At 37.6% G+C, this 13,258-nt stretch carries 10 protein-coding genes; 7 read left to right on the top strand and 3 right to left on the bottom strand.

Going from position 1 to position 13,258, the window contains the following annotated elements:
- The 4 genes from SK086_RS09880 to nhaA all read left to right on the top strand — a co-directional run.
- Positions 1 to 1,054, top strand: a 1,054-nt coding sequence (locus SK086_RS09880; RefSeq protein ID WP_324691323.1) for a gliding motility-associated C-terminal domain-containing protein, incomplete at its 5' end; no start/stop codon positions are given.
- 50 nt (positions 1,055 to 1,104) lie between these two features.
- Positions 1,105 to 2,016 (top strand): PorP/SprF family type IX secretion system membrane protein, encoded by a 912-nt coding sequence (locus SK086_RS09875; protein WP_324691321.1) that lies wholly within the window; start codon positions 1,105 to 1,107, stop codon positions 2,014 to 2,016.
- An 11-nt stretch (positions 2,017 to 2,027) separates the two neighbouring features.
- A complete protein-coding gene (locus tag SK086_RS09870) occupies positions 2,028 to 3,971 on the top strand; it encodes an OmpA family protein (RefSeq protein ID WP_324691319.1) in 1,944 nt (647 codons plus the stop codon).
- Between the two features lie 60 nt (positions 3,972 to 4,031).
- A complete protein-coding gene (gene nhaA, locus SK086_RS09865) occupies positions 4,032 to 5,174 on the top strand; it encodes a Na+/H+ antiporter NhaA (protein WP_324691318.1) in 1,143 nt (380 codons plus the stop codon).
- Here nhaA and corA read toward each other — a convergent pair.
- Positions 5,171 to 6,241 (bottom strand): magnesium/cobalt transporter CorA, encoded by a 1,071-nt coding sequence (gene corA / locus SK086_RS09860; RefSeq protein ID WP_324691316.1) that lies wholly within the window; start codon positions 6,239 to 6,241, stop codon positions 5,171 to 5,173. The two genes, nhaA and corA, sit on opposite strands and share 4 nt — an antisense overlap.
- Positions 6,242 to 6,309: 68 nt before the next feature.
- Between corA and hutI the strand changes: the two genes are divergently transcribed.
- Positions 6,310 to 7,548, top strand: coding sequence for an imidazolonepropionase (gene hutI, locus SK086_RS09855; RefSeq protein ID WP_324691314.1), 1,239 nt, complete (start codon positions 6,310 to 6,312; stop codon positions 7,546 to 7,548).
- 48 nt (positions 7,549 to 7,596) lie between these two features.
- Here the strand turns inward: hutI and SK086_RS09850 are convergent, their stop codons facing one another.
- Positions 7,597 to 8,481 (bottom strand): GAS domain-containing protein, encoded by an 885-nt coding sequence (locus SK086_RS09850; RefSeq protein ID WP_324691313.1) that lies wholly within the window; start codon positions 8,479 to 8,481, stop codon positions 7,597 to 7,599.
- Positions 8,482 to 8,578: 97 nt separating this feature from the next.
- Here SK086_RS09850 and SK086_RS09845 point away from each other — a divergent pair, with 97 nt between their 5' ends.
- Both SK086_RS09845 and SK086_RS09840 read left to right on the top strand, forming a co-directional pair.
- Positions 8,579 to 9,616: a formimidoylglutamase gene (locus SK086_RS09845; protein ID WP_324691311.1), complete on the top strand. Its 1,038-nt coding sequence runs from the start codon at positions 8,579 to 8,581 to the stop codon at positions 9,614 to 9,616.
- Between the two features lie 135 nt (positions 9,617 to 9,751).
- Positions 9,752 to 11,005, top strand: a complete 1,254-nt coding sequence (locus tag SK086_RS09840; RefSeq protein ID WP_290876097.1) for a DEAD/DEAH box helicase — start codon at positions 9,752 to 9,754, stop codon at positions 11,003 to 11,005.
- Here the strand turns inward: SK086_RS09840 and SK086_RS09835 are convergent.
- Positions 11,002 to 13,206 (bottom strand): response regulator, encoded by a 2,205-nt coding sequence (locus tag SK086_RS09835; protein WP_324691309.1) that lies wholly within the window; start codon positions 13,204 to 13,206, stop codon positions 11,002 to 11,004. The genes SK086_RS09840 and SK086_RS09835 overlap by 4 nt on opposite strands.
- Positions 13,207 to 13,258: the final 52 nt, after the last annotated feature.

Here is a 13,258-nt window from a genome sequence, read left to right as displayed (position 1 = left end):
AACGTTTAACGAAACTACTCCGGCTAATGCGACTGCATCTTGTGATAATGTACCTGAACCGGCTACTTTGACTGCTTCTGACAACTGTGCTACTGCAACGGTAACCATGACAGAAACAACCATCCAAGGAAACTGTCCTTCAAATTATCAAATTGTGAGAACATGGACAGCAACTGATGCTTGTGGAAATAATTCTTCAGTATCTCAAACCATTACTGTATCAGATACAACCGGACCGGTTGCTGTTGATACTCCATTGGTAGTGAAAGTTGAAGCTACTTGTGATAACGTTCCTGGAGTTCCAACATTGGTGTTCACTGACAACTGTTCAGGAACAGTAACAACTCCGGAACCAACTGTAACTACTTCTAGTGTAGTAGACGGTGTGTACACCATTACAAGAACTTGGGTAGCTACTGATGCTTGTGGTAACTTATCTCAAACTTATACCCAGTACGTATATGTAACGCAAGTAGATGAAGTAATTCAACTTAACGCTGTAGGTTGTAATGCTGCTGAATTTGATACTATCGACTTGAACTCATTATTACCACAAGGTACAACCGGAGGTCAATGGGTTGATGTGAACAGTATTGGCGGATTAACCGGAAGTATATTCAATGCTTGGCAATTGCCTCTAGGTGTTCATACTTACAGTTACACTATTAACGATGGTGGATGTCCTAGAAGATACGATGTGTTGATCAATGTTAATGATGATTGTGCTGTATTAGCTTGTCAAAATATTGTAATTCACAATGCGTTTAGTCCTAATGGAGATGCCTTTAACGAATACTTTAATATTGAAAACATCGAAGATGTAGCGTGTTATCCAACTAACAATGTTCAAATTTACAACCGTTGGGGAGTATTAGTTTATGAAACTAAAAACTATGACAACAATACTCGTAGATTTGAAGGAATTTCAGAAGGTCGAGCTACTGTAAGTAAATCTGAAGAATTACCAACAGGAACTTATTTCTACATCATAGAGTGGACTACCTCTACCGGAGAAAGAATTGTTAAAGACGGATATTTATACTTAACCAGATAAACCTACTAACTCCTGAGGGTGTAAAAACCCTCAGGATAAATAAAGAAAATATGAGAACAAAAATTTTAATTTTCGCTTTGATGTTAACGTGTTATACTGGTTTTGCACAGCAGGACGCTCAGTATACCCAATACATGTATAACACCATCAATATTAATCCGGCTTATGCAGGATCAAGAGGAGTTATGAGTATTTTCGGCTTACACCGTACCCAATGGGTTGGTTTAGACGGAGCGCCAACTACGAACGCCTTTTCAATCAATACCCCTATCAACAACAGTAATTTAGGAGTAGGTGTATCATTTGTAAACGACAAAATCGGACCAACGAGTGACAACACTATCTCAGCTGATTTATCTTATACCATTCAAACTTCAGAAGAATTCAAATTGTCTTTCGGGATTAAAGCTTCGGGAAATTTATTCAATTTAGATGTTAATCGATTGAATCCTGCCGATGCCAACGACCCGAACTTGCAAAATTTTAACAATGAATTTTCGCCGAACTTTGGTGCCGGTATCTATTTACACTCAGATAAAATGTACTTCGGTTTATCTGTACCTAACTTTTTACAAGACTCTAAGTACAATGACAACGAAGTAGCTGTATTCCAAGAAAGAATGAACTTCTACGCTATCGGAGGTTATGTATTTGACATTTCACCATCGGTTAAATTCAAACCTGCTTTCTTAACAAAATTGGTTACCGGTTCTCCTTTACAAGTAGATGCTTCTGCCAACTTCTTGTTTTTCGACAAGTTAATGCTGGGTGCGGCTTACCGTTGGGATGCTGCCATGAGTGCACTTGCAGGTTTCCAAGTAACTGACGGATTGTTTATCGGATACAGTTACGATCGTGAAACTACTCAGTTAAGAAACTACAACTCAGGTTCACACGAGGTATTCTTACGCTTTGAGTTATTCAATAAAGTAAGCAAATTGGTATCACCTAGATTCTTCTAATAACAACGATTATGAAAAACAAAATTATATACTTAGTACTATTGACTTTCGCAGCTGTGAACAGCTATGCGCAAGTTGGGAAAAAAGAAGTAAAGGGTAATAAGGAGTATGATAAATACGCTTATATTGATGCCATTAAAACTTATGAGCGTATCTATGAAAAAGGATTCAAATCACCGGATATGTTACTTAAGATCGGTAATGCTTACTATTTTAACGCCGAATTAGAAAAGGCTAAAAAATGGTACGATGAACTGTATGCCAGTAACCCCGACCAAGAAGCTGAATTCTATTATCGCTATGCCCAGACTTTAAGAGCGGCCAAAGATTATGAGAAAGCGGATGCTATGATGGCTAAATTTGGAGAGAAAAGCGGTAATGACAGTAGAGAGGAAATCTTCAACAAAAACAAAAACTATTTAGAAGTTATCAAAAAGAACTCCGGTCGTTACAAAATTGAAAATGCCGGAATCAACTCTAAATATTCTGACTACGGACCGGCTTACATGGGCGATAAAGTAATTTTTACTTCTGCGCGTGATACCGGAAACTTCTCTAAAAGAATTCACACTTGGACCGGACAGTACTTTACCAATTTGTACAGTTCTGCCTTAAGTGAAGACGGTTCTTTGAGCGGTGTGGATAAATTTGGTAAAAAAATCAACACCAAATACCACGAAGATACGCCTGCTTTTACCAAAGACGGAAAAACGGTATACTTCACTCGTAACAACTATTTAGACGGAAGAGGTTTTGATGCCAACAAAGTAACTTTACTTAAAATCTACAGAGCTAATTTAGATGCTGAAGGAAAATGGATCAACATCACAGCATTGCCATTTAACAGTGATAGTTACCAAGCGGCTCACCCTGCCTTATCTCCGGATGAAAAAACATTATACTTTGCCTCTGATATGCCGGGAACTCATGGTTTATCCGACTTATTCAGAGTTAAAATTAATGATGACGGTAGTTTCGGAACACCAGAAAACTTAGGGAATACTATCAATACAGAAGGAAGAGAAACTTATCCTTTCATTTCTGATGACAATGAATTGTATTTCGCTTCAGACGGTCAACCGGGCTTAGGTGGTTTGGATATTTTTGTTACCCGAATCCCAAGCGACAACGGAAAATTTAAAGCGCCTTTAAACATCGGTGAAGAAGGAAACAGTCCAAAAGACGACTTCGGATTCATCATCAACACCAAAACCAAAAGAGGTTTCTTAAGTTCAAACCGCGATGGCGGACAAGGAAGCGATGATATCTACAAATTCTTAGAAACCAAAGCTATCTTTTGCGACCAAATCTTATTCGGAGTGGTAACAGATGAAGATACTAAAGCACCGATTCCTAATGCCAAATTGGTATTGATGGATGAGAAATTCAATAAAATTAAAGAAACCGTTTCTGATGCGCAAGGTAAATACGAATTCACCGAAGTAGAATGTGGTAAAAAATACTATGTAAACACTTCTGTTGAAGACTACGAAACCAAAGAACCGGCAGTAATTATTGGTTCAGAAACCGGAAAAACCGAATTAAACATCGAGTTGAAAACCAAAACTTGTCGTGTTAAAATTGGTGATGACTTAGCCGATTGTTTCAAAATCAACATCATTTACTTCGACTTAGACAAATGGAATATTCGTCCGGATGCCGCAGTTGACTTAGCTAAATTGTTGGATGTATTGAACCAAAACCCATCCATGAAAATCAACATTCGTTCACATACTGACAGCCGTGCTTCTCACGCTTACAACAAAAAATTGTCTGAGAGAAGAGCTAAATCTACCAAAGATTGGTTGGTTAAAAACGGTATCGCTGCCGATCGTTTAACTTCTGAAGGTTTAGGAGAAACCGAATTGGTTAACAAATGTGCCGATGGCGTTCCATGTAGCGAAGAAGATCATCAGTTGAACAGAAGAAGTGAATTCATTATCACCACTCTGTAAGCTGTAAAACAACTCTATCAAAAGCACCCTTTTAGGGTGCTTTTTTTTTATCTTTGCCTTATGAAGATTACCAAACTATTCAAAGACTTTTTTGAAAGCGAAAGAGCCGGCGGATTTGTACTAATTGCTTGTACAATACTATCGTTGTTGTTAACCAACTCCTTTTTAAGCGAACAATACCTTCACCTTTGGCATTACCAAATAGGTAACCATTCGTTTGAACATTGGATTAACGATGGCTTAATGACCATCTTCTTTTTGCTCATTGGTTTGGAATTAGAAAGAGAAGTTTATGCCGGTGAATTGTCGAACCTTAAAAATGCGCTTTTACCCATATTTGCTGCCGTTGGCGGTATGTTAGTTCCTGCCGGATTATATTTATTCCTAAACTATGGAACGGATACGCAATCGGGAGCCGGAATTCCAATGGCGACAGATATTGCTTTTGCCTTGGGGATTCTTTCCCTATTAGGCAACCGCGTTCCGGTGTCATTGAAAGTGTTTTTAACAGCTTTGGCTGTGATAGACGACTTAGGTGCCATCTTAATTATCGCGCTGTTTTATTCGAAAGGATTGGTTTGGAGCAACCTCATTATAGCGCTCGGTATATTTGCGTTTCTTTTGGTTTTAAACCGACTCAAAGTCAGAAACCTTATTCCCTATTTAGCTTGCGGTGTGATTATGTGGTATTTTATGCTGAATTCGGGTGTACATGCTACCATTACCGGTGTATTGTTAGCTTTTGCAATTCCTTTCGGTAATGGCGATGAAAAATCGACTTCCTTCATCCTACAACACTTTTTACACAAACCGGTTGCCTTTGTTATCTTACCTTTATTTGCCTTGGCCAATACCGCCATCGTATTGAACTCCGATTGGCATTACGCTTTAAGTCATCACTACACTTTGGGTATAGCCTTAGGTTTAATTGTTGGCAAACCACTGGGAATTATGCTGTTGAGTTATATAGCAGTTAAGCTCAAAATAAGCCGTTTGCCGAGCGATTTAAACTGGAATTCTGTCTTAGGAGTCAGTTTTTTGGGCGGTATCGGATTTACGATGTCTATCTTCATCACACTCCTAGCCTTCTCCGACGGCGAACACATCGACAATGCTAAAATCATGATTCTGGTTTCGTCATTAGTTGCCGCTGTAATTGGATTACTGTATTTAAAAACAGTTTTAAAATCGAAAAACGCTTAATACCATTTTTTCTTTTTGAAGTAGTAAATCATTCCCAACAGCAACAAAAACATCAAGCCTAAAACCATAAAGTAGCCATATTGCCAATGCAATTCGGGCATGTTGTCGAAGTTCATTCCGTAGATGCCTACTATGAAAGTCAACGGCATAAAAAATACCGAAACGACGGTCAGCGTTTTCATCACCTGATTCATCTTTTGGTTTTGGGCAGAAAAATAAAAGTTAGAGGCACTGTCGAGCGAAGTCAAATCGTATTCAATTTGTTCTAACAACTCCAAACACTTTTGATGCAAACGCGAGAAGAAGCTGTAGTTATCGTGCTCAATCGTGTTAAACACATTATCGTCTTTAATGCTTTTGATGGAATACAACGAATCGCGCAACGGAATAATCGACCGTTTCAAAAAGTTAAAATTGTCACGGTGCTTTTCAATTTGTTCCAATATTTGCGGACTCGTACTGGTTTTAGAAAGATTGATGAGTTCTTCTACCCTATCTTCTTCATTCTCTATAGTGATGTAAAAATTCTCCATCACGGCATCGAGCAATAAGTACAATAAATAATCGGCTTTCTTATCTCTTACAATACCGGAATGTGTTCGGATGCGTTCGCGAATGTGCGTAAAAAAGTCGCTTCGCTTTTCCTGAAACGAAACCAAAATGCCGTTTTTCAACAAAAAACTAATCTGCTCAACAGCAATATTATCACTGTTTTCCACCGGTAACAACGATTTAATATTAAAGAACAACACATCGTGATATTCATCCAATTTGGTGCGTTTGGTGGTATTCAAAATATCGCCTAACATAAAATTGTCGACTTGCAAAAAATCGCCAACCGACTTAATAATATTCGTGTCATTGAGGCCGTGAATGTTGAGCCAATTCACCTTATCCAACGAAATACATTTTCCCAATTGAGCGGTAGTAAACTCCTTAAACTCGGTCAAATCGTTCGTATCGTAAACAAACAATTGCATTTCCGTTTTGGTATTTTTATGAACACCGGTATAGTCTAAAAAAGTGGGTTGCACTTTTCTGCCCTTTTTGTATTTAATTTTTCTCACGGCTTCTAAATTTGTCTAAAATTAAGCATATTTAGTTTTTTCAAACTATTTTTACCAAAAATCAACGCATGCAAACGCTAATTATCAATATCAAAGAATTACTGCAAGTTCGTGAAACCCCAATTGATAAAGTTTCCGGCAGTGACATGGCCGTTTTACCGTCGATAAAAAATGCTTTTCTTTTGATAGAAGATGATACGATAGCCGCTTTCGGTTCAATGGAAACTTGTCCGAAACTCAATCCGGAAATCACTATAGATGCTAGCGGAAAAATAGTCCTTCCGTCTTGGTGCGACAGTCATACGCATCTGGTGTATGCCGGGAATCGCGAGCAGGAATTTGTGGATCGCATTAACGGTTTATCGTATGAGGAAATTGCCAATCGCGGCGGCGGTATCTTAAATTCAGCCAAACGATTGAATGACACTTCGGAAGCCGAAATTTACCAACAATCAAAAAAGCGTTTGGAAGAAGTAATCCAACTAGGCACAGGCGCCATCGAAATCAAATCGGGTTATGGTTTGACAGTGGAAGGCGAGTTGAAAATGCTGCGTGTGATTAAAAGATTAGCCCAAGATTATCCGATTGCTATTAAGTCGACTTTCCTTGGGGCACATGCTTTTCCAACAGAATACAAAGAAAATCATTCGGCTTATATCGACATTATTATTAACGAAATGTTGCCCAAAATAGCCGAAGAAAGTTTGGCGGATTACATTGACGCTTTCCTGGAAACCGGTTATTTTTCAGTAGCCGAAACTGAACGCATTATGGAAGCCGGGAAACAATATGGTTTGCGTGCTAAAATTCATGTGAATCAGTTCACTGCGATTAACGGAATTGCCGCTTGCGTGAAGCATAAGGCGCTTTCGGTAGATCATTTGGAAATTGTAACCAAAGAAGATATAGAAGCGCTAAAAACCACTGAAACCATGCCGGTGGCTTTGCCGAGTTGTTCATTCTTCATCAGTATTCCGTATACACCGGCACGCCAAATGCTAAACGAAGGTTTACCCTTGGCTCTGGCAACCGATTTTAATCCGGGTACAACACCATCAGGGAATATGAATTTTGTGGTAGCAACGGCTTGCATCAAAATGAAAATGACACCGGAAGAAGCCATCAATGCGGCAACGATTAATGGTGCTTACGCAATGGGTTTATCGGCTACACACGGTAGTATTACTGTTGGTAAAAAAGCCAATGTAATCATTACCAAACCTTTGAATTCATACTATGAAATTCCGTACGCCTTTGGTAGTAATCCGGTGGAACAAGTTATGCTTAACGGAAAATTAATCTCATAAAAAAAAGTCCTTCGTAATGAAGGACTTTTTTATAGTTTTCCGAATTGATTATCGCAAAGAGAAACTGCTTTTTGAAACCAACTCTCCTTTGTCGAATACATTGACAAAGTAAGTGCCTTTGGCAAAATCTTTCCCAGGTAATTGCTCTTTCACGTCAACCGTTTTGTTTTCATATTTTACAGTGGTTGTAAAACTGTAAGTCAATGAAGTGTCTCCGAAAGAAACGGTTGCTTTATCTCCTAATACATTGTTCTTCGCATCGATTACTTGAACATAGTATACTTTATCTCCTGACTTAGCAATTTTGTTCTCCGCAATAGTAAAACTGATTTGAAGTAAATCAGCTCTGCTTGCTTTATCGGTTTCGATTTGTTTACCGGAACTTCTTTGTTTGTAAGCTGCCGTTTTTAAATTGGTTACCGTTAATTTTTGACCTTTTTCAACTGTTTTAGCCAATTCTTCGTTTTGACCTACTAAGACTTGGTTGTATTTTTTAGAATCTTCTAAAACAACTTTAGTACTGTCTAAATTAGTGGTCAAAGTTTGGTTTTGTGCTTTCAACACTTCCACTTCCTGCATCAAATTGCGCATTTTTTGTTCTAAGGCTTTGTACTGATCTTTGTACTTTCTTAGCGAAGCATTGTCACCTTTGGAGTTTTTTAACTCTACAATTAATTTAGCTACTTTCTCTCTTTCAGCGATTAATTCGTCCGACATTGTAGTATTTTCGGCAATGGCTTCATCATAAGAGGCTTTCAAGGCTTCTAAGTCTTTTAAAACACTTTCTTTCTCAGATTTGGTTTCAACAATAGTCGTTTCGAGTGTTTTAGCATCAGAAGTCAATTTGAAAATATAGATCAAACTACCTACTAATAAAATAGCCAATATGGCTATGATTGCCTTTAATTTAGAGTTACCGTTTTGATTTTCCATAGGTTATAGATTTAATTAGAGCAAAAATAATAATATTTAACATAGTAACGTGAAATTCCCTATTATATTATATTTTTGAGAAATTTTTAACACCAAAATGGAGCGTATTATTCCTTTTACCATGACCGATTTGGCTAAAGTTACCAACCACCGTAGTGGCGAAGTAAAATTTGGCGAAAAGATGCTGACCATACCGAAAGGGGAAAATTGCATGACCTTTCTCAAAAATTGTGAAGCCAAATATGTACTGTTAGGTATACCGGAAGATGTGGGTATCAGGGCTAATTTTGGTCGTCCGGGCGCGGCTTCAGCTTGGCAAAGCGCGATTAGCAGCATTGCCAACATCCAACACAATCGTTTTTGTAAAGGCAGTCAAATCGTAGTTTTGGGTAAAATTGATATCTCCAAAGAAATGGAAGAAGCCAAAGACTTGGATTTTCACCAAACAGCCGATAGAAAATTATTAAGTACTTTGGTAGAACGCATCGATAAAGAAGTGGTTCATGTAATCACTTCCATCATCAAATGCGGTAAAACACCGATTATTATTGGTGGTGGCCATAACAACGCCTACGGCAATATCAAAGGAACGGCTTTGGGTTTGGGTAAACCTATCAATGCAGTGAATTTTGACGCACATTCGGATTTCAGAATTTTAGAAGGACGACACAGCGGTAACGGATTCTCTTACGCTTACGAAGAAGGTTTTCTCAAAAAGTACTTCATCTTTGGCTTACATGAAAACTACACTTCTAAAAATGTACTCGACATCTTGAAAAAAATGGAAGATCGAGTGAATTTCAACACCTACGATGAAATTAAAGTCAGACAACAAAAAAACTTCCAACAAGAGCTAAACACGGCTTACGACTTCATTAAAAACGATGCTTACGGCATAGAAATCGATTTGGATGCTTTGCCCAACATTGCCAGCAGCGCCATGACCATGAGCGGTTTTTCTATCGAGGAATTGCGTCAGTTTGTGTACTTCTTCGGTAAAAATAAAAATGCGGCGTACTTACACATTTGCGAAGGCGCTCCTGATTTAGGCGAAGAAAAGAACAATCATTTGATCGGGAAACTTATTGGCTACTTGGTCACCGATTTCATTAAAGCCAGAAAAGAAATTATATAAATTTCGAGGTCAAAGTTGCGAGATCAAAGTTCATTCAAAAACCCAAAACTCACCACCCGAAACTTGAAACATTGAACTCCTAACTAATAAAACGCTATCTTTGTGGCGGTTTGCACTTAATCGCAAACAAATTATATGTTATTCGAAGATTTATCATTATCCAAAAGTATTCAAAGAGCAGTTTTTGAAGAAGGATATACCAACCCTACGCCTATTCAGGAAAAAGCCATTCCGATTGTTTTAGCCGGAAAAGACTTAGTAGGCTGTGCCCAAACCGGCACGGGAAAAACCGCAGCATTTGCTATTCCCATTATACATAACTTACACCGAATGGTCGGTTCCTCTAAAAAAACCAAACAAATTCGCTGTTTAGTAGTTACACCAACCAGAGAATTAGCAGTTCAAATTGGGGAAAGTTTTGACACCTATGGCAAATACACCAATTTAAGACAGTTGACCATTTTTGGCGGCGTATCGCAAGTACCGCAAGTAGACCAATTGAAAAAAGGCGTTGATATTTTAATTGCTACACCGGGTCGTCTTTTAGACTTGCACAAACAAGGATTTTTAGATTTCGATCATTTGCACTTTTTAGTATTAGACGAATCCGATTTGATGCTCGATATGGGCTTTATCAATGACGTTCGAAAAATTGTAAAATTGGTGCCAAACAATCGCCAAACGCTATTGTTTTCGGCTACTATGCCTATGGCGATACGCGAATTAGCGGATACGTTTTTAAACAAACCCGAATACGTTTCGGTTACACCGGTTTCCTCTACCGCAGAAATCATTGAGCAACAAGTGTATTTTGTTGACAAAGAGAACAAACGCGGCTTGTTGTATCATTTGATTCGCAATCAAAATTTGAGTAACGTATTGGTTTTTGTCCGCACCAAACACGGTGCCGATAATGTGGTGAAAGCCTTGAAGAAAAACGGCGTCAATGCCGAAGCCATTCACGGCGACAAATCGCAAACCGCTCGCCAACGCGTTTTAGATCAGTTTAAAAACAAGGAGATTACGGTTTTAGTGGCAACAGATATAGCCGCGCGTGGAATTGACATTGAAAGTTTGCCTTACGTAATCAACTTCGATTTGCCTAATATTCCGGAAACCTATGTGCACCGTATTGGTAGAACCGGTCGTGCGGGTAATGGCGGCATATCGATTTCTTTCTGTGGCAAGGACGAAGAAGTGTACTGGAAAGACATCTTAAAACTAATTAAGGTCAATGTAAAAACCATCAAAGATCATCCGTTTCCTTGGAAAGAAAACATACCAAATCCGGATGCTAAACCCGATTTGAGAAATAAAAAAAAACCGGAAGGTGAAAGTAAATCGAGAAAGTCGGAAGCCTCTAAGAAAAATAAAAAGCGTTGGTATTAATCAACGCTTTCTCTGTTTTTTACATTATTGCTAATTACTTGGAACAACTTAGATGGCTCAAATGGTTTGACCATAATATCGTTCATTCCCGCTGAAATAGCTTCCTCTGTTACCTCTTGTTTGTCAAAAGCTGTAAGTGCAATAATTGGGATATCTATTCCCTTTTCTCTAATCTTTCGGGTAGTATCAAAACCATTGATTAACGGCATATTGATATCCATCAAAATCAAATCAAATCGTTCTCTTTCTAAAGCTACAATTGAGGCGTAACCGTCATCAACAATAGTACAGCTCATATTACTGCTTTGGATAATTTTTTTGGTGACCATTTGGTTGATTTTATTGTCTTCCACCACCAAAATGTTGTACAAATGACCATCGGATAAATCAACTTCAATATTATTGATAATTTCTCTGGATTTTTCTTCATCATATTCAAAACCAATCGTAAAAGTGAACGTTGTACCTACATTTTCCTCACTTTCCAAATGGATTTCACTCTTGAACAATTCTACCAATCGAGACACTATAGACAGTCCTAAACCTGTCCCTTGATAATCTTCCTCTTTTCTTTCGATTTGCACAAATTTGTCAAAGATTTTGGCTTGGTCTTCTTTGGCAATTCCGATACCGGTATCGCTGACTTTAAATTGTATATAGTATGTTTTATCTATTACTTCTTTCAAATCGGCCGTCAACGATACTTCACCGTTTTTAGTAAATTTTAAAGCATTGCTCACCAAGTTCATAATAATTTGAGAAAGACGCAATTTATCGCCAATCAAAAACTCCGGTATGGCAGTATCGATCTCAACAATCAATTTATCATTGTTTCTTTCGGCTATGTATTCGACTGAGTTTTGAATGGTGGTAATTTCGTCGGTAAGATTAAAAATCAAATTCTCCAATACCACGCGCTTCTCTTCTATTTTGTTGATTTGGAGAATATCATTCACCAATGACAATAAATATTTAGCGGAAAATTTAAGTGATTTTAAATGCTGACTATTGGACAATTCACGGTGTTCGTCTGTAATGATATTGGTAATACCGATAACACCGTACAAAGGCGTTCGCAACTCGTGAGTGATGGTTGAAACGAATTGTGATTTTAATCGAGACGCTTCTTCCGCTTTTTCTTTAGCTTCTTTTAAAGCTTCATTGGCTACGGTAAGTTCTTGGTTGGCTTGTTCTCTCAGCTTTACATTTTTATAAAGTGTGAGCAATAATAGTAGCAATATGATTAGGATTACGATAAAAAGAATAACAATCAGCTTAGACTCATTTAGACTTTTTTGATTCTTCTCATTTTGATTTTCAATTTTTTCCAGCTGAATTTTATACTCCTGAAGCTCTAACTGATTAGCCGCTTTCTTCAAATTATTAATTTTTTCTAAGGAGTACAGTACTTTTTTGAGCGAGTCATTTTTTTGTTGGAACAAGTTAGCTTTTGCCATTTCATTATGTAAAGTATAATGCTCTACAAAATTCTGATAAATGTTAGGTAAAAAAGAATCAAAGCCATTTTCTTTTGCTATTTTTTCAGCCGCTTTGAAATAGGCTTCTCCTTTTTCTTTTTCATTGTTATTACTGGCGTAAATCCCTAACAGATGATACAAAGACATTTTGGATTCTTCATCATCTTTAGCAATGATTTGATTTTTAATTTCGTTGATTTGCTGGTTACCCAAATCATATTGTCCGAGAGCAAAATAGGCACTCGCTAAATTAAGTTTAGTGTAATGAATTTGAGCTGTATCTTTGTTTTTGATGGCATAAGGCAATGCCTTTTTATAATAATCAATTCCTTTAGGTATATCAATTTCATTGAAATAATATACACTACCCAAATTGCTGTAAATCCAATTGTACATTTTGTCATTACCCACTTTCTCATTATAGGACAATGCCTTATTGTAAAACTCTATAGCTTTGCCTGATTCAGAGCATTCATTAAAAATGGCGCCGATGGTGTTGTAAGATTGCGCTATGAGCAAATGATCATCAATGGTAAAAGAACGAACCAAAGCCTTTTTGGAATGTTCCAAGGCACTATCGTATTTGGAGTCGCCAAAATCAACGACAGCCAAATCGAGCAGTTTTTTTATCGCTGATTTTTCTTTTTCGGTATCTTGCGCATGAATAGCGCTGATAGAAAAGAAAAACAAAACGAGCAAACTGATTAGTTTGTTCTTATTCATGAGGTTAGTTAAGACAGTCAAATATAAAGTTTTTTTCAAAAAAAAATCCTGA

Origin of the sequence: Flavobacterium cheonhonense (assembly GCF_035671315.1) — a bacterium.
Classification (GTDB): domain Bacteria; phylum Bacteroidota; class Bacteroidia; order Flavobacteriales; family Flavobacteriaceae; genus Flavobacterium; species Flavobacterium cheonhonense.
The sequence above is the reverse complement of the archived record's forward strand: the minus strand, read 5'-3'. Positions and strand labels throughout refer to the sequence as shown.